The sequence below is a fragment of the Kitasatospora aureofaciens genome (assembly GCF_019192735.1).
In the GTDB taxonomy this organism is placed as follows: Bacteria; Actinomycetota; Actinomycetes; order Streptomycetales; family Streptomycetaceae; genus Kitasatospora; species Kitasatospora aureofaciens_A.
Map to the genome: position 1 here is coordinate 48,679 of NZ_JAHTKP010000019.1, position 19,758 is coordinate 68,436.

The window sequence follows — 19,758 nt, forward strand, 5'->3', positions numbered from 1 at the left end:
TGGAATGGTGAGATCCGATGGCGAACGAAGAGACTCTCCGCGACTACCTCAAATGGGTGACGGCCGATCTCTACAACACGCGTCAGCGTCTGCGTGAGGTGGAGGAGCGCAGCCACGAGCCGATTGCGATCGTCGGCATCGGCTGCCGTTACCCCGGCGGCGTTCAGGCTCCGGAGGATTTCTGGAATCTGCTGGCCACCGGCGGCGACGGGGTCGCCGGAATTCCGACCGACCGCGGCTGGGACATCGAGGAGCTCTACGCGGACGATCCGGACGGCATATCGCAGGTGCGCGAGGCCGGCTTCATCGCGGACGCCAGCGGATTCGACGCGGGGTTCTTCGGCGTCAGCCCGCGTGAAGCGGTGGCGATGGACCCGCAGCAGCGGGTGCTGCTGGAGGTGTGCTGGGAGGCGCTGGAGCGGGCGGGCATCGACCCGACGTCGCTGCGGGGTTCGCTGACCGGTGTGTTCGCCGGCGCCGCGCTGTCCGGTTACGGCTTCGGCACGGACGAGGACCTGGACGTCCACCTGATGACCGGGACCTCCACCAGCGTCATCTCCGGCCGCGTGTCGTACTCGCTGGGTCTTGAGGGCCCTGCGGTGACCGTGGACACCGCTTGCTCGTCGTCGCTGGTGGCGCTGCACCTGGCGGCCCAGGCGGTGCGCTCGGGCGAGTGCACGCTGGCGCTGGCCGGCGGCGTCACGGTGACCGCCATTCCGATCATGTTCACCCAGTTCTCCAAGCAGCTCGGGCTGGCCCACGACGGGCGCTGCAAGGCGTTCTCGGCGGAGGCCGACGGCATGGGCATCGCCGAGGGCGCGGGGATGGTCGTCCTGGAGAAGCTGTCCGACGCGCGGCGCAACGGGCACCCGGTGCTCGCGGTGATCCGTGGCTCCGCGATCAACCAGGACGGTGCTTCCAACGGCCTGGCCGCGCCGAACGGCCCCTCGCAGCAGCGGGTGATCCGGGCCGCGCTGGCCAACTCCCGGCTGTCGACCGCCGACGTGGACGTGGTGGAGGCGCACGGCACGGGCACCACCCTGGGTGACCCGATCGAGGCGCAGGCCGTGATCGCCACCTACGGTCAGGGCCGCTCGGAGGACCGTCCGGTGTTCCTCGGCTCGGTGAAGTCCAACATCGGGCACACCCAGGCCGCGGCCGGCGTCGCGGGTGTCATCAAGATGGTGCTGGCGCTGCAGAACCAGCGGATGCCGCAGACGCTGCACGCGCAGGAGCCGTCGCCGCACATCGACTGGTCGGCCGGTGACGTCCGGCTGCTGAACGAGGGCATGCCCTGGCCGGCCGGGGAGCGGGTGCGCCGCGGCGGCGTGTCCTCGTTCGGCGTCAGCGGCACCAACGCGCACGTCATCATCGAGGAGGCCCCGGCCGAGGACGCCGAGTCCGCGGAGTCCGATGGTGCGGACGGTGCGTCCGAGAACGTCGTCACGGAGGCTGTTGAGGCGGCGGACGCGGCACCGGTGGTCTCGGGCGCCGCGGCGTGGCTGGTGTCGGGGCGTTCGGCGGACGGGCTGGTCGCCCAGGCGGACCGCCTGCGCGACTGGCTCTCCGCGCGGCCGGCGCTGGAGCCGGCCGAGGTGGCGCGGTCGCTGGTGACCACGCGCGCGGCCTTCGAGCACCGGGCCGTGGTGCTGGGCGTGGACCGTGCCGAACTCATGGGTGGCCTGGGCCAGTTGGCCGGCGGGCTGCAGACGGCCTCGGTCGTCTCGGGTGTGGCGCATGCGAGCGCGCGGGCGGTCTTCGTCTTCCCCGGCCAGGGCTCGCAGTGGCTGGGCATGGGTCAGGAACTGGCGTCCTGCAGCCCGGTGTTCGCCGCGCGGCTGGCCGAGTGCGAGGCGGCGCTGGCGCCGTACGTGGACTGGTCGCTCGCCGAGGTGCTGGCCGGTGCCGAGGGCGCGCCCGCGATGGAGGCGGCCGATGTGGTGCAGCCGGTGCTGTGGGCCGTCATGGTGTCGCTGGCGGCGGTGTGGGAGGCCGCCGGTGTGACCCCGGAGGCGGTCGTCGGCCACTCGCAGGGCGAGATCGCCGCAGCGACCGTCGCGGGCATGCTGAGCCTCGATGACGCCGCCAAGGTCGTGGCGCTGCGCTCGAAGGCGCTGCGGGCGATCACCGGCATCGGCGGGATGCTGTCGGTGACCGAGCCGGCCGCCAAGGTGGCGGAGCGGCTGGGACGTTGGGACGGCCGGCTCTCCCTGGCCTGCGTCAACGGCCCCTCGGCCGTGGTGGTCTCCGGCGACGTGGCCGCCCTGAAGGAGCTGCAGCAGGAACTGCAGGCCGCAGGTGTGCGCGAGCGGATGGTCGCGGTCGACTACGCCTCGCACTGCGCGCAGGTGGAGCGGCTGGAGGAGGAGATCACCTCCCTGCTCGCCGGAGTGGCACCGCGCGCGGGACGGATGCCGATGGTCTCGGCGGTCTCCGGTGAGGTGCTGAGCGGCGAGGAACTGGACGCCGGGTACTGGTACACCAGCCTGCGGGCCACCGTGCAGTTCGAGCGGGCGGTGCGGACCCTGGCCGACCTGGGCCACCAGGCGTTCATCGAGGTCTCCCCGCACCCGGTGCTGATCGCGCCGATGACCGACACCCTGGAGGAGGCCGCCGTCGACGCCGGTCCGGCCGTGCAGGCCGGGACGGTGTGCGGCACCCTGCGCCGCGACGACGGCGGGGCGCTGCGCCTGCTCACGTCGCTGGCCGAGGCGTTCGTCGCCGGCGTGGCCGTCGACTGGGCCAAGGTCCTGCCCGCCGCGGACCGGGTGGAGCTGCCCACCTACGCCTTCCGCCACGAGCGGTACTGGCCGAAGGGCATGCTGGCGCTGCCCGGCGCGGCCAAGGCGGGCGACGGGGACCCGGCCTCGCTGGGCCTGGGCGCCGTGAGCCACCCGCTGCTGCGCGCGGTGGTCGAACTGGCCGGTGACGCCGAGCTGGTGTGCACCGGACGGCTGGCGCTGCGCACGCACCCGTGGCTGGCCGACCACGCGATCGGCGGCGTGGTCCTGCTGCCGGGCACCGGCTTCGTCGAGATGGTGGTGAGCGCCGGCCACCAGGTGGGCTGCTCGCTGATGGAGGAGCTGACCCTGCAGGCGCCGCTCGTCCTGCCCGCGGACGGCGCCGGCGTCCAGGTCCAGGTGGTCGTGGCCGCGGCCGACGACGAGGGCCGGCGCCAGGTGGACGTGTTCTCCCGCCCCGATCGCCCGGAGGAGGAGCACGTCTGGGTGAAGCACGCCGCCGCGGTGATCGCCCCCGCCCGGGCGGCCGCACAGGCGGACGAGGACCTCACCGTCTGGCCGCCGCGGGGCGCCGAGGCGCTCGACATCACCGACCTGTACACCGTGCACCTGGCCGACATCTACGGCCCGGCGTTCCAGGGCCTGCAGTCCGTCTGGCGCCGTGGCGACGACATCTTCGCCGAGGTGGCCCTGCCCGAGGAGGCCGGGGACGCGGCCTCGTACGGGCTGCACCCGGTGCTGCTGGACGCGGCGCTGCTCGCGGGCGTCGTGGCCGAGGCGGCGGACGCGCAGGAGTCCGGGGACGGCGAGCAGGGCCAGATCCGGATGCCGTTCGCCTGGACGGACGTGGAGCTGCACGCGGCCGGTGCGTCCGTGCTGCGGGCCCGGCTGCGCCGTGACGCGCAGGGGAGCCTGACGCTGACGGCGGCGGACGCCACGGGCCGGCCGGTGGTGTCGGTGGCCTCGCTGATCACCCGCCCGGTGTCGCCGGACCAGCTGCAGACCAGCAGCGACGAGTGGATCCGCGACGCGTTCTTCACCGTGGAGTGGGCCCCGCTGGCCCAGGGCGCGATGCTGGACGGGCCGTGGGCGCTGGTCGGTGCCGACCGCTTCGCCGTGGCCGAGCAGCTGGGCGCCGCCGGGATCCCGGTGCACACCTACGCCGGCATCGCCGAGCTGGCCGCCGCCACCGGCGAGGGGGAGATAGCCCCCCGCGTGGTGGTCGCGTGCGTGAGCGGCGAAGGCGCCGACGGCGTGGCCGTGGCCGCCCGGCAGGTCGCGGGGGAGGCGCTGGAGCTGGCGCAGGAGTGGCTGGGCGCGCAGGAGTTGGAGCCCGCACAGCTGGTGGTCGTCACCCGTGGCGGCGTGGCCGCACAGGCCGGCGAGGCCGTGGCGGACCCGGCGGCGGGCGCGGTGTGGGGCCTGTTGCGGTCGGCCCAGCTGGAGAACCCCGGCCGGTTCGTCCTGGCCGACCTCCCCGCGGCCGGTGGCGACGGTGAACTGGCGGCGCTGCCGACCGCGCTGGGCAGCGGTGAGCCGGAGGTGGCGATCCGTGACCGGAAGGGCTACGGCCGGCGCCTGACCCGTCCGTCGGGCGACCTGGTGGTCCCCGACCGGACGGAGGAGCGGCCGGACGGCGAGGGCCTGCGGTCGGTGCTCGTGACCGGTGGTACCGGAACGCTCGGTGGTGTGGTCGCCAAGCACATGGTGGCCACCGGACGGGCCGGCGGGGCCGTGCTGCTCAGCCGTTCGGGCCCGGGCGCCGCCGGCGTCGCAGCCTTGGCCGCCGAGGTGGCCGCGCTGGGCGGGTGGGTCCGGGTGGTCGCGTGCGACGTGGCCGACCGGGACGCGCTGGCCGGTGTGCTGGACGCCCTCCCGGCCGACTGCCCGCTCGGGTCCGTCTTCCACGCCGCGGGCATCATCGACGACGGCATGGTCGACTCGCTGAGCGCGGAGCGCGTGGCGGCGGTCATGCGTCCGAAGGTGGACGCGGCCTGGCACCTGCACGAGCTGACCCGGGACCTTGACCTCGACCACTTCGTGCTGTTCTCCTCGGTGGCGGCGGCGTTCGGCGGCGCGGGCCAGGCCAACTACGCGGCGGCGAACGCCGCCCTGGACACGCTGGCGGGCCACCGCCGGGCCGCCGGGCTGGCGGGCACCGCGCTGGCGTGGGGCCCCTGGATGCCCGAGGCCGGTATCGGCCGTGGCCTGGACGAGGTGATGCTCCGACGGATGACCGGGTCGGGCCTCGCCGCGCTGAGCGAGCACGAGGGCCTCGTCCTGCTGGACCTGGCCCTGGAGCGGGCCGAGGCCATCCTCGTCCCGGCCCGGCTGGACAAGGCCGCCCTGCGCGCGCAGGCGGCCGCCACCGGCGTCCCGGCGCTCTGGCAGGTGCTGGCCGACGAGATCATGCCCCGCCGGGCGGCCGTCACCTCCGCCGCCGGCGCGACCGGCGCCGGTGCCGCGGACGTGCTGCGCCGGCAGCTGGCCGGGCTGCCGGGCGCGGAACGCGACCGGGTGCTGCTGGACCTGGTCCGCACCCACGCGGCCGCGGTGCTCGGACACGCCTCGGGCGACGCGATCGAGGCGAACCGTCCGTTCACCGACCTGGGCTTCGACTCGCTGATCGCGGTCGAGTTCCGCAACCGGATGAACCCGGCGACCGGGCTGCGGCTGCCGGCCACCCTGGTGTTCGACTACCCCAACCCGGTGGCCCTGGCCGCCCTGCTGCGCGAGCAGCTCGCCGGGGACCTGTCCGACGTCGCGGAGCCCGTCGGCCCGGCGACGACGGTGGCACTGGCCATGGACGAGCCGATCGCGATCGTCGGCATGGCCTGCCGGTTCCCGGGCGGTGCGACCGGCCCGGAGGAGCTGTGGCAGATGCTGGCCTCCGGCACGGACGGGTTGTCGACCTTCCCGACCGACCGCGGCTGGGACATCGAGGCCCTGTACAACCCCGACGTGGAGAACGTCGGAACCTCCTACACGCAGGTGGGCGGGTTCGTCCAGGACGCGAGTGCCTTCGATGCGGGGTTCTTCGGGATCAGTCCGCGTGAGGCGCTGGCGATGGACCCGCAGCAGCGGCTCCTGCTGGAGACCTCGTGGGAGGCGCTGGAGCGGGCCGGGATCGACCCCGCGTCGCTGCGGGGCAGCCAGACCGGCGCCTTTGTCGGTGGCTACGGCTCTTCGTACCTTGCCGTCAGCATGGCGGACGAGGAGGAGCTGGAGAGCCTCGGGGCGCACCTGATGACCGGGAACGCGGCCAGTGTGCTGTCGGGCCGGGTGTCGTACGTGCTGGGTCTTGAGGGCCCGGCGGTGACGATCGACACGGCGTGTTCGTCGTCGCTGGTGGCGCTGCACCTGGCCGCCCAGGCACTGCGGTCCGGGGAGTGCTCGCTGGCCCTGGCCGGCGGTGTCACGATCATGGCGAGCCCGGACGGGTTCCGGGCGTTCTCCAACGCCCGTGGTCTGGCGGAGGACGGGCGCTCCAAGGCGTTCTCGGACGACGCCGACGGCATGGGCATGGCCGAGGGCGCGGGCATGCTCGTCGTGGAGCGGCTGGCGGACGCCCGGCGCCACGGGCACCCGGTGCTCGCGGTGATCCGTGGCTCCGCGATCAACCAGGACGGTGCGTCCAACGGTCTGACGGCGCCGAACGGCCCGTCCCAGCAGCGGGTGATCCGGGCGGCGCTGGCCAACTCCCGGCTCTCGACGGCCGACGTCGACGTGGTCGAGGCGCACGGGACCGGCACCACGCTGGGCGACCCGATCGAGGCGCAGGCGCTGCTGGCGACGTACGGCAAGGACCGCGGCGAGCGCGGGTCGCTGTGGCTGGGCTCGGTCAAGTCGAACCTCGGGCACACGCAGGCGGCCGCCGGTGTGGCCGGTGTGATGAAGATGGTGCTGGCGCTGCAGCACGAGCAGCTGCCGAAGACGCTGTATGCGGACGTGCCGTCCTCCCACGTGGACTGGGAGGCCGGCGACATCAAGCTGCTGAACGAGCTGGTGCCGTGGCCGGCCGGGGAACGTGTGCGCCGGGCCGGCGTGTCGGCGTTCGGCATCAGCGGCACCAACGTGCACGTCATCGTGGAGGAGGCCCCGGCCGAGGACGTCGAGGCCGAGGACGCCGCGCGCGCGGGCGATGCGCCGGAGAACGGCGCCACCGAGGCCGCCGGGACCGCCGAGGTGCCGGCCGCGGCGCCGGTGGTGTCGGGTGGCGGCGCGTGGCTGGTGTCGGGCCGTACGGCCGAGGCGCTGTCGGCTCAGGCGGGCCGGCTGCGCGAGTGGGTGGTGGCGCGGCCGGAGCCGGCGCCGGCGGATGTGGCGTGGTCGCTGGCGACGACGCGGTCGGTGTTCGAGCACCGGGCGGTCGTGGTCGGTACCGAGCGCGCTGAGCTGGTGTCGGGTCTGCAGAGCTTTGCGGCCGGTGTGCCGTCGGGTTCGGTGGTGTCGGGTGTGGCCCGGCCGGGTGCGCGGGTGGTGTTCGCGTTTGCGGGTCAGGGTTCGCAGTGGCTGGGCATGGGCCGGGAACTGGCGTCCTGCAGCCCGGTGTTCGCCGAGCGCCTGGCCGAGTGTGAGGCGGCGCTGGCGCCGTATGTGGACTGGTCGCTGAGCGATGTGCTGGCGGGCGCCGAGGGTGCTCCTGCGCTGGAGGCGGCGGATGTCGTCCAGCCGGCGCTGTGGGCCGTGATGGTCTCGCTCGCGGCGGTCTGGGAGGCCGCGGGCGTCACGCCCGACGCTGTCGTGGGCCACTCGCAGGGCGAGATCGCGGCGGCCACGGTCGCCGGAATGCTCAGCATCGAGGACGGCGCCCGGGTGGTGGCCCTCCGCTCGCAGTCGCTGAAGGTGCTGGCCGGTCTCGGCGGGATGCTGTCGGTGAGCCGGTCCGCTGCTGTGGTCGAGGAGCGTATTGCCCGGTTCGGTGATCGTCTGTCGCTGGCTGCGGTCAACGGCCCGTCCGCCGTGGTGGTTTCGGGTGAGCCGGACGCTCTGGAGGAGCTGAAGACGGAGTTCGAGGCCGAGGGCGTCCGCGCCCGGATGGTCGCCGTGGACTACGCGTCGCACAGCGCTCAGGTCGACCGGCTGGAGGAGGAGATCACGTCCGTCCTGGCCGGGATCGCTCCCCGCCGGGGCCGCGTGCCGATGGTCTCCGCGATGACCGGCGAGACGCTGACCGGCGAGGAGCTGGACGCCGCCTACTGGTACGGAAGCCTGCGGGCCACGGTGCACTACGACCGTGCGGTGCGGACTCTGGCGGGCCAGGGCTACCAGGTGTTCGTCGAGGTCACGCCGCACCCGGTGCTGCTGGGTGCGATGAACGACACCCTCGAAGAGGTCGCGCTGGAGGCCGGCCCGGGCGCGGTGCCAGGTGCCGTCTGCGGGACGCTGCGGCGTGACGACGGCGGCGCGACGCGGCTGATCACCTCGCTCGCCGAGGCCTTCGTGCAGGGCGCCACCGTGGACTGGCGCGTGGTGCTGCCCGCCGGCGAGCCGGTCGAGCTGCCGACGTACGCCTTCCGGCACCAGCGGTACTGGCCGAAGGGCGTTCTGGCGCTGCCGGCGGCGGGGTCCGTCGTGGGTGGGGACGGGACGAGCACCGTGGCGGAGGCCCAGTTCTGGGCGGCCGTCGAGGGCGGCGATCTGACGCACCTGGCCGACACGTTGGCGGTGGACGGTGGCCGTCCGTTCAACGAGGTGCTGCCGGCCCTGGCGTCGTGGCGGCGCCGGGAGCTGGACCGGTCGGTGACCGCGGGCTGGCGGTACCGGGTGAACTGGGCGGCGATCACCGAGCCCGACTCCCGTGTGCTGTCCGGTACTTGGGTGCTGGTGGTGCCGGCCGGCTCGGCCGAGCTGCAGTGTGTTTCCGCGCTGGTCGGACGCGGTGCCGAGGTCGTCGTGGTCGAGGTCCCGGCCGGGACCGTGGACCGGGCGGAGGTGGCGGCGCTGCTGAGTGCGGCGGTGGAGCCTTCCGCCGTGTCCGGTGTGCTGTCGCTGCTGGCGCTCGACGAGACGCCGGTCGCGGAGTTCCCGGTGGTGGCCGAGGGCCTGGCGTCGACGCTGGGCCTGGTGCAGGCGCTGGGTGACGCGGGGATCGCTGCGCCGCTGTGGCTGGCGACGCGCGGCGCGGTCTCGGCCGGTCCGGGTGAGGCGCTGGCCCGTCCGGTGCAGGCGCAGGTGTGGGGTCTGGGCCGGGTCGTCGGTCTGGAACACCCGGAGCGCTGGGGCGGGTTGATCGACCTGCCCGAGACGGTCGACGAGCGTGCGGGTGCGCGCCTGGTGGCGGTTCTGGCCGGCTGCGGCGAGGACCAGGTCGCGATCCGGACGGCCGGGATCCTCGGCCGGCGGCTCTCGCGGGTGCCGCAGCGCGGCTCCGAGGAGAGCTGGGCGCCTCGGGGGACCGTGCTGATCACCGGTGGGACGGGTGCGATCGCGGGGCACGTGTCGCGGTGGCTGGCCGGCCGCGGTGCTCAGCGGCTGGTGCTGACGGGCCGTTCCGGTCCCGCGGCCGCCGGCATTGCGGCGACGGTCGCGGAGCTGGCCGCTCAGGGCACGCGGGTGGACGTGGTGTCCTGTGACGTGACCGATCGGTCGGCGCTGGCCGGGCTGGTGGCCTGGATCGGGGAGACCGGTCCGGCGCTGTCCTCGGTGCTGCACACGGCCGCGGTCCTGGACGACGGCGTCGTGGACCGGCTGTCGGTGGCGCGTCTGGAGACGGTGCTGGCCGCGAAGGCGGCGAGCGCGGTGTACCTGGACGAGCTGACCGCGGACCTGGACCTGGACGCGTTCGTGCTCTTCTCCTCGGCCGCGTCCACGCTGGGCGGCCCGGGCCAGGGCAACTACGCGGCGGCGAACGCCTTCCTCGACGCCCTGGCCGAGAACCGCCGCAGCCGCGGCCTGGCCGGCCTCGCGGTCGCCTGGGGCCTGTGGGGCGGCGGCGGTCTCGCGGAGTCCAACGAGGCGATCCGGTCGCGCATGCGCCGGATCCCGATGCCGCCGATGGACCCGCAGCTGGCCGTGCGGGCGCTGGCCGAGTCGCTGGAGGGCCCGGAGCCCGTCGTCACGGTGATGGAGGTCGACTGGACGCAGTTGGGCTCGGCACCGGGCACGGCGGACGTCCTGGACATGCCGCTGGTGCGCGACATGCCCGAGATCCGCCGGCTGGCCGCCGAACGTGCGGGCGCCGGCGGCGCGACCCGGACCGACGGCGAACTGGCGCGCCGCCTGGCCGGGTTGGGCCGGGCCGAGCAGGACCGGGTGCTCACCGACGTCGTACGGGCGGAGGCCGCCGCCGTCCTGGGCCACTCCTCGGTGGACATGGTGCAGGCCAGGCAGGCGTTCAAGGACCTGGGCTTCGACTCGCTGACCGCGGTCGAACTGCGCAACCAGCTGAACGCCGCCACCGGGCTCCGGCTGCCCGCCACGCTGGTGTTCGACTACCCGACCCCGGTGGCCCTCGCCGGCTTCCTGCGCGGCGAGTTGATCGGGGAGCAGACGGCCGACACCGGTGCTCCGGTGGCCACCGTCGCGGCTCCGGTCGTGGACGAGCCGCTGGCGATCGTGGGCATGGCGTGCCGCTTCCCGGGCGGCGCGGGCACCCCGGAGGAGTTCTGGGAGCTGCTGGCCTCGGGCGGTGACGCGGTGGGCGGGTTCCCGACCGACCGCGGCTGGGACCTGGACGGATTCTTCGACCCGGACGGGGAGAGCGCGGGGACCTCGTCCACCCAGTCGGGTGCGTTCCTGCGCGGCGCGGCGGAGTTCGACGCCGGGTTCTTCGGGATCAGCCCGCGTGAGGCGCTGGCGATGGACCCGCAGCAGCGGCTGATGCTGGAGACGTCGTGGGAGGCCCTGGAGCGGGCCGGTATCGACCCGGCGTCCCTGCGGGGAAGCGCGACCGGTGTGTTCGCCGGCGGCTTCGGGTCGGGCTACGCCATCGGAATGGCCTTGACGGGCCAGGACGAGGGCGTCGAGGGCCACCTGATGACCGGCAACTCGACGAGTGTGCTGTCGGGTCGGGTGTCGTACGCGCTGGGTCTTGAGGGCCCGGCGGTGACGGTGGACACGGCGTGCTCGTCGTCCCTGGTCGCGCTGCACCTGGCGGCCCAGGCCGTGCGCTCGGGCGAGTGCTCGCTCGCGCTGGCCGGTGGCGTGACGGTGATGGCGACGCCGTTCTCCTTCGTCGAGTTCTCGCGGCAGCAGGGGCTGGCGACGGACGGGCGGTGCCGGGCGTTCTCCGAGGAGGCGAACGGGACCGGCTGGGGCGAGGGCGCGGGTGTGCTCGTGGTGGAGCGGCTGTCGGACGCCCGGCGCAACGGGCACAAGGTGCTCGCGCTGGTCCGCGGCTCCGCGATCAACCAGGACGGTGCGTCCAACGGCCTGTCGGCGCCGAACGGTCCGTCGCAGCAGCGGGTGATCCGGGCGGCTCTCGCGAGTGCTCGGATCACCGCCGCCGACGTGGACGCGGTGGAGGCGCACGGGACGGGTACGACGCTGGGCGACCCGATCGAGGCGCAGGCGCTGCTCGCCACCTACGGCCAGGAGCGGTCCCAGGAACAGCCGTTGTGGCTGGGCTCGGTGAAGTCGAACATCGGTCACACGCAGGCTGCGGCCGGTGTGGCGGGTGTGATCAAGATGGTGCTGGCGCTGCAGAACGAGCAGCTTCCGCAGACGCTGCACGCCGACGTGCCGTCGTCGCACGTCGACTGGACGGCCGGCGACGTCAAGCTGCTGACGGAGTCGGTGTCGTGGCCGGCCAACGGGCGTCCGCGCCGGGCGGGTGTGTCGGCCTTCGGGATCAGCGGCACCAACGCGCACATCATCGTGGAGGAAGCCCCGGTCGCCGAGGCGGTCGAGGCGGAGGCCACGGTCACGGAGCCGGTGGTGTCCGGTGCCGGTGCGCTGGTGGTGTCGGGCCGGTCGGCGGACGGTCTGACGGCTCAGGCGGGCCGGCTGCGGGAGTGGATCTCCCAGCGGCCGGAGCTGGAGCCGGTGGACGTGGCGTGGTCGCTGGCCACCACGAGGTCGGCCTTCGAGCACCGGGCCGTCGTGCTCGGTGCCGGGCGCGGCGAGCTGCTGGCGGGTCTGCAGAGCCTGGCTGCCGGGGTTTCCGCCGGTTCGGTGGTGTCGGGTGTTGCTCGTGCGGATGCGCGGGTGGGCCTGATCTTCGCGGGTCAGGGTTCGCAGTGGACCGGCATGGGGCGCGGCCTGTACGAGGGCAGCCCGGTGTTCGCGGCGACGTTCGATCGCGTGTGCGGGCTGCTGGAGCTGGAGTTGGGCGTGTCGGTCCGGGACGTGGTCCTGGGCGCGGACGGCGTCGACGAGGGCCTGGCGGACCAGACGCTGTATGCGCAGGCGGGCCTGTTCGCGTTCGAGGTCGGTGTCGCGGCGGTGCTGGAGGCGGCCGGTGTGACGCCGGATGCGGTGGTCGGTCACTCGGTGGGTGAGGTCGCGGCCGCGTACATGGCCGGGGTGTTGTCGCTGCCGGACGCCTGCCGCTTGGTGGCGGCGCGTGCTCGGCTGATGCAGGCGCTGCCCTCGGGTGGCGCGATGGCGGCGATCAACGCGCCGGAGGCGGAGGTTGTTTCGACGCTTGCCGAGGGTGTGGCGGTCGCGGCGGTCAACGGGCCGGAGTCCGTGGTGGTTTCGGGTGAGACCGACGCCGTGGACAAGCTGGTGGAGGTGTGGCGTGAGCGGGGTCGTCGGGTGCGGCGGCTGCGGGTGTCGCATGCCTTCCACTCGTCGGCGATGGACCCGGTGCTTGATGAACTCGGTACTGTCGCAGCGGGGTTGGAGTACGGCCGTCCGCAGGTGATGTGGGCGGGTGCGCTGACCGGTGAGCTGGTGACCGAGCCCGAGGCGGGCTACTGGCCGGCGCAGACGCGCCAGGCGGTGCGGTTCGCCGACGCCGTCGCCATTCTCGCCCAGCAGGGTGTGTCGGTGTTCGTCGAGGTCGGACCCGACGGGTCGCTGTCCTCGCTCGGTTCGGACATCGTGGCCGGCATCGGGAGCGAGGAGGCCGTCTTCGTCCCGCTGCAGCGGCGCGACGACGAGGGCGTGACCGGCCTGGTGAGCGGTCTCGCGCGGGCCTTCGTCAACGGTGCCGCCGTCGACTGGAGCGCGGTGCTCCCGGCCGGCACGCCGGTCGAGCTGCCGACGTACGCGTTCCGGCACCAGCGGTTCTGGCCGGAGGGCATCCTGGCCCTCCCGGTCGCTGGTGGGGACGGCGCGAGCACCGAGGCGGAGGCCCGGTTCTGGGCGGCCGTCGAGGGCGGGGACCTGACGCAGCTCGCCGAGACCTTGGCCGTGGACGGTGGCCGTCCGTTCAACGAGGTGCTGCCGGCGCTGGCGTCGTGGCGGCGCCGCGAGCTGGACCGGTCCCTGACCGCGAACTGGCGCTACAAGACCGCCTGGTCGGCCGTCGCTGAGCCCGATTCCCGTATGCTGTCCGGCACTTGGCTGGTGGTGGTGCCGGCCGGCTCGGCCGAGCAACAGTGTGTGTCCGCGCTGGCTGCTCGCGGGGCCGAGGTCGTCGTGGTCGAGGTCCCGGCCGGGACCGTGGACCGGGCCGAGGTGGCGACCCTGCTCGGCGAGGCGGTGGAGCCTTCCGCCGTGTCCGGCGTGCTGTCGCTGCTGGCGCTCGACGAGACGCCGGTGCCGGACCACCCGGCCGTGACCGGAGGCATGGCGAACACTCTGAGCCTCGTGCAGGCGCTGGGCGACGCCGGCATCGCTGCGCCGCTGTGGCTGGCGACGCGCGGTGCGGTGGCGGCCGGTCCGGGGGAGGCGCTGACCAACCCGGTGCAGGGGCTGGTGTGGGGTCTGGGCCGGGTCGTCGGCCTGGAACACCCGGACCGTTGGGGCGGGTTGATCGACCTGCCCGAGACGCTCGACGAGCGTGCGGGTGCGCGGCTGGTCGCGGTCCTCGCCGGCTGCGGCGAGAACGAGATCGCGATCCGGTCGGCCGGGGTCCTGGGGCGCAGGCTCACGCGTGCGTCGCAGTCTCGCGGCAAGGCCCGCTGGACACCGCGCGGCAGCGTGCTGATCACCGGCGGCACCGGCGCGATCGCCGGGCACATCGCCCGGTGGCTGACCGGGCGCGAGACGCCTCGACTGGTGCTGACCAGCCGTTCCGGTCCCGCCGCGAAGGGCGCGGCGGCGCTGGCGGCCGAGCTTGCGGCGGCCGGTTCCGCGGTCGACATCGTCGCCTGCGACGTGACCGATCGGCCGGCGCTGGCCGGATTGGTGGCCTGGATCGGGAAGACCGGTCCGGCGCTGTCCTCGGTGCTGCACACGGCCGCGGTCCTGGACGACGGTGTGGTCGACCGGCTGTCGGTGTCCCGTCTGGAGACGGTGCTGGCCGCGAAGGCGGCGAGTGCGGCGTACCTGGACGAGCTGACCGCGGACCTGGACCTGGACGCGTTCGTCCTGTTCTCCTCGGTGTCCTCGACGCTGGGGGCCGCCGGTCAGGGCAACTACGCGGCGGCGAACGCCTTCCTCGACGCCCTGGCGGAGAACCGCCGGAGCCGCGGGCTGGCCGCGCTCACCGTGGCGTGGGGCGCCTGGGCCGGCGGTGGCATGGTCGAGTCCAGCGCCGTGGTGCAGGCGCGGGTCAAGCGCGGCCCGATGCCGGCGATGGACCCGCAGCTCGCCGCCCGTGCGCTGGGCGAGGCGCTGGAGGGCCCGGATGCCCTCGTGACAGTGATGGACGTGGACTGGGCGCAGCTGGCGTCCGGGCCGGGCGCGGCGGACCTGCCCAAGCGGCCGCTGGTCCGGGACCTGCCCGAGATCCGTCAGCTGGCCGCGGCCGGCCAGGGCACGGCTGCCGTGGTCCGCACCGAAGGCGAGTTGGCGCGCCGGCTGGCCGGGCTGGCCCGGGCCGAGCAGGAGCGGGTGCTGACGGACGTGGTCCGGGCCGAGGTCGCCGTCGTGCTGGGGCATGCCTCCGCCGACGCGGTCGAGGACCGGCGCGCGTTCAAGGACCTGGGCTTCGACTCGCTGACCGCCGTCGAGCTGCGCAACCGCCTCAACGCGGTGACCGGCATCCGGCTGCCCGCCACGCTGGTGTTCGACTACCCCACCCCGGTGGCACTCGCCGAGTTCCTGCGCGGCGAACTGACCGGGAAGGAGGCGGATGCCGCTGCTCCGGTCGTCGCCGTGGCGGCCGCGCTCGCGGACGAGCCGCTGGCGGTCGTCGGTATGGCGTGCCGCTTCCCGGGCGGCGCGGGCAGCCCGGAGGAGTTCTGGCAGTTGCTGTCCTCGGGCGGTGACGCGGTGGGCGCGTTCCCGACCGACCGCGGCTGGGACCTGGAGGGCTTCTACGACCCGGATCGCGAGAGCACGGGGACCTCGTACACCCAGTCGGGTGCGTTCCTGCGTGGCGCGGCGGAGTTCGATGCCGGGTTCTTCGGGATCAGCCCGCGTGAGGCGCTGGCGATGGACCCGCAGCAGCGGCTGATGCTGGAGACGTCGTGGGAGGCGCTGGAGCGGGCCGGGATCGACCCGGCGTCCCTGCGGGGAAGCGAAACCGGCGTGTTCGCCGGCGGCTTCGCCTCGGGCTACGGGTTCGGTGTGACGCTGGCGAGCCAGGGCGACTCCGGGGCCGAGGGGCACGTGATGACCGGGAACGCGACGAGCGTCCTGTCGGGTCGCGTGTCGTACGTGCTGGGTCTCGAAGGCCCGGCGGTGACGGTGGACACTGCGTGCTCGTCGTCGCTGGTCGCGCTGCACCTGGCCGCGCAGGCCCTGCGCTCGGGCGAGTGCTCGCTCGCGCTGGCCGGTGGTGTCACGGTGATGGCGACGCCGGGGACGTTCATCGACTTCTCGCGGCAGCAGGGGCTGGCGGCGGACGGTCGCTGCCGGGCGTTCTCCGAGGACGCCGACGGCACCGGCTGGGGCGAGGGCGCGGGCATGGTCGTGGTCGAACGGCTGTCGGACGCCCGGCGCAACGGGCACCCCGTCCTGGCCGTGCTGCGCGGCTCCGCCGTCAACCAGGACGGTGCGTCCAACGGGCTCACCGCCCCGAACGGGCCGTCGCAGCAGCGGGTGATCCGGGCGGCTCTCGCGAGCGCCCAGCTGTCCGCGAGTGACGTGGACGTCGTGGAGGCGCACGGCACCGGCACCAGGCTCGGTGACCCGATCGAGGCGCAGGCGCTGCTCGCCACCTACGGCCAGGACCGGTCGGAGGACCGGCCGTTGCTGCTGGGGTCGGTGAAGTCCAACATCGGGCACACGCAGGCGGCCGCCGGTGTGGCGGGCGTGATCAAGATGATCCTCGCCCTGCAGCACGAGCAGCTTCCGCAGACGCTGCACGCGGACGTGCCGTCCTCGCACGTCGACTGGACGGCCGGCGACGTCAAGTTGCTGACCGCGCAGGTGCCGTGGCCGTCCGACGGCCGGGTGCGGCGGGCGGGTGTGTCGGCGTTCGGGATGAGCGGGACCAACGCGCACATCATCCTGGAGGAGGCGCCGGCTGCTGAGGTCGCCCAGGTGCAGGAGACGGCTCCGGTGGTGTCGGGTGCCGGTGCGTGGGTGGTGTCGGGCAGGTCGGCCGAGGGTCTGACGGCTCAGGCGGGCCGGCTGCGGGAGTGGATCTCCGTGCGGCCGGAGCTGGAGCCGGCGGACGTGGCGTGGTCGCTGGCGAGGACGCGGTCGTCGTTCGAGCACCGGGCGGTTGTGCTCGGTGCCGGGCGCGGCGAGTTGCTGTCGGGTCTGCAGAGTCTGGCCGCCGGGGTTTCCTCGGGGTCGGTGGTGTCGGGTGTGGCGCGTGCCGGTGCTCGGGTGGGCCTGATCTTCGCGGGTCAGGGTTCGCAGTGGGTCGGCATGGGCCGGGGCCTCTACGAGGGCAGCCCGGTCTTCGCCGAGGCCTTCGACCGGGTGTGCGGGCTGCTGGAGCTGGAACTCGGGATTTCGGTCCGGGACGTCGTGCTCGGTGCCGAGGGCGTCGACGAGGCTCTGGCGGATCAGACGCTGTACGCGCAGGCGGGGTTGTTCGCCTTCGAGGTCGGTGTCGCGGCGGTGCTGACGGCTGCGGGCGTGTCGCCGGATGCGGTGGTCGGCCACTCGGTGGGTGAGGTCGCGGCCGCGTACGTGGCCGGGGTCCTCTCCCTGGAGGACGCGTCCCGGCTCGTGGCGGCGCGTGCGCGGCTGATGCAGGCGCTGCCGTCCGGCGGCGCGATGGCGGCGATCAACGCGTCGGAGGCGGACGTCGTTTCGACGCTTGCCGAGGGTGTGGTGATCGCGGCGGTCAACGGGCCGGAGTCGGTGGTGGTTTCGGGTGAGACCGACGCCGTGGAGAAGGTGGTGGAGGTGTGGCGTGATCGGGGTTGCCGGGTGCGGCGGCTGCGGGTGTCGCATGCCTTCCACTCGCCCGCCATGGACCCCGTGTTCGATGAACTCTCTGCTGTGGCAGCCGGGTTGGAGTACCACCGTCCGCAGATGATGTGGGCGGGTGCGCTGACCGGTGAGCTGGTGACCGAGTGCGAGGCGGGCTACTGGCCGGCGCAGACGCGCCAGGCCGTGCGCTTCGCCGACGCCGTCGCCGCTCTCGCGAAGCAGGGCGTCTCGGCGTTCGTCGAGGTCGGACCCGACGGGTCGCTGTCCTCCCTGGGCCCGGACGCGGTGGCGGGCGTCGACGGCGACGAGGCCGTGTTCGTCCCGTTGCAGCGGCGCGACGACGAGGGCGTGACCGGGCTGGTGAGCGGTCTCGCTCGGGCCTTCGTCAACGGCGCTGCGGTGGACTGGAGTTCGGTGCTCCCGTCCGGCACGCCGGTCGAGCTGCCCACCTACGCGTTCCGGCACCGGAGGTTCTGGCCGGAGGGCATCCTGGCCCTGCCGACGGCGACTCCGGTTGTCGGCGGCGACGGCGCGAGCACCGAGGCGGAGGCCCGGTTCTGGGCGGCCGTCGAGGACGGCGACCTGGCCCGGATCGCCGACACGCTGGCCATCGAGGACCAGCGCCAGCTGGGCGAGATCCTGCCCGCGCTGGCGTCCTGGCGGCGTCGTGAGCTGGACCGGTCCATGACCGCGAACTGGCGGTACCGGGGCGGCTGGGCGGCGATCGCCGAGCCCGACTCCCGTGTGCTGTCCGGTACTTGGCTGGTCGTCGCTCCTGTGGGCCCGGTCGGCGACACGGCGCAGCAGTGTGCGGCCGCGCTGGCTGCTCGCGGTGCCGAGGTCGTCGTGGTCGAGGTCCCGGCCGGGACCGTGGACCGGGCGGAGGTGGCGGCGCTGCTGAGTGCGGCGGTGGAGCCTTCCGCCGTGTCCGGTGTGCTGTCACTGCTGGCGCTCGACGAGACGCCGGTGCCGGACCACCCGGTCGTGACCGGTGGACTCGCCGCCACCTTGACCCTTGTTCAGGCGCTGGCAGATGCACGGTTGAACGCTCCGCTGTGGCTGGCGACGCGCGGTGCCGTGGCGGCCGGTCCGGGTGAGGCCCTGGCCCGTCCGGTGCAGGCGCAGGTGTGGGGTCTGGGTCGGGTCGTCGGCCTGGAACAGCCCGACCGTTGGGGCGGGTTGATCGACCTGCCCGAGACGCTCGACGACCGTGCGGGCGCCCGTCTGGTGGCGGTGCTCGCCGGCTGCGGCGAGGACCAGGTCGCCATCCGGTCCGCCGGAATCCTCGGCCGCAGGCTCACGCGTGCGTCGCAGTCTCGCGGCAAGGCCCACTGGGCGCCGCGCGGCAGCGTGCTGATCACCGGCGGTACCGGCGCGATCGCCGGGCACGTCTCGCGGTGGCTGGCCGATCGGGGTGCCGAGCGGCTGGTGCTGACGGGCCGTTCCGGTCCGGCGGCCGCCGGTGTCGCGGCGACGGTGGCGGAGCTGGCCGCTCGGGGCACGCGCGTGGATGTCGTGTCCTGTGACGTCAGTAACCGAGAGGCTCTGGCCGGGCTGGTGGCCTGGATCGGGGAGAGCGGTCCCGCGCTGTCCTCGGTGATGCACACGGCCGCCGTCCTGGATGACGGTGTCGTGGACCGGCTGTCGGTGTCCCGTCTGGAGACGGTGCTGGCCGCGAAGGCGGCGAGCGCGGTGTACCTGGACGAGCTGACCGCGGACCTGGACCTGGACGCGTTCGTCCTGTTCTCCTCGGCCGCGTCCACGCTCGGCGCTGCCGGTCAGGGCAACTACGCGGCGGCGAACGCCTTCCTCGACGCCCTCGCGGAGAACCGCCGGAGCCGCGGGCTTGCCGGTCTGACCGTCGCCTGGGGTGCCTGGGCCGGCGGTGGTATGGCCGGGTCCAGCAAGGTGGTCCGGGCGCGGGTCGAGCGCGCCCCGATGCCGGCGATGGACCCGCAGCTCGCCGTTCGGGCCCTGGGCGAGTCGCTGGACGGCCCGGACGCCGTCGTCACCGTGATGGACGTCAACTGGGCCGAGCTGGTGGCCTCGCCCGGCCCGGTGGATCCGCGGGAGATGCCGCTGGTGCGGGACCTGCCCGAGATCCGTCGGCTGGCCGCCGCCACGAGCGCGAACGGCAGCGGTGCGGTGCGCGAAGAGGGCGGACTGGCAAGGCAGTTGGCCGGGCTGGGCAGGGCGGAGCAGGACCGGGTGCTGACGGACGTGGTCCGGGCCGAGGTCGCCGTGGTGCTGGGGCACGCCTCGGCCGACGCGATCGAGGACCGGCGCGCGTTCAAGGACCTGGGCTTCGACTCCCTGACCTCCGTCGAACTGCGCAATCGGCTCAACGCGGTGACGGGGCTGCGGCTGCCCGCCACCCTGGTGTTCGACTACCCGACCCCGAACGCGCTTGCCACCTGGCTGCGATCCGAGATTGTCTCGGAGGAAGCGGTGTCGGTGCCGATCCTGGCCGAGCTCGACCGGCTCGACGCCGCGCTCCGGGCCGGGTCGATGGACGACCTGGTGCGGGAAGAGGCCACCGACCGGCTGCGTCGGCTGCTGGACGCCATCGGCGACCAGGCCGCCGACAGCAAGAAGCAGCGCGAAGCGGAACTTGAGGACGCGAGCGACGACGAGCTGTTCGCTCTCGTCGACGAACTCGAGTGACGCCTGCCCGACCCTGAGGGCTCCG

Annotated in this window: 1 protein-coding gene; it reads left to right on the forward strand. The window is 74.1% G+C overall.

The features are described from left to right. Positions 1-17: 17 nt before the first annotated feature. Positions 18-19,733: a type I polyketide synthase gene (locus KV557_RS42770; RefSeq protein ID WP_256177710.1), complete on the forward strand. Its 19,716-nt coding sequence runs from the start codon at positions 18-20 to the stop codon at positions 19,731-19,733. Positions 19,734-19,758 lie beyond the last annotated feature (25 nt).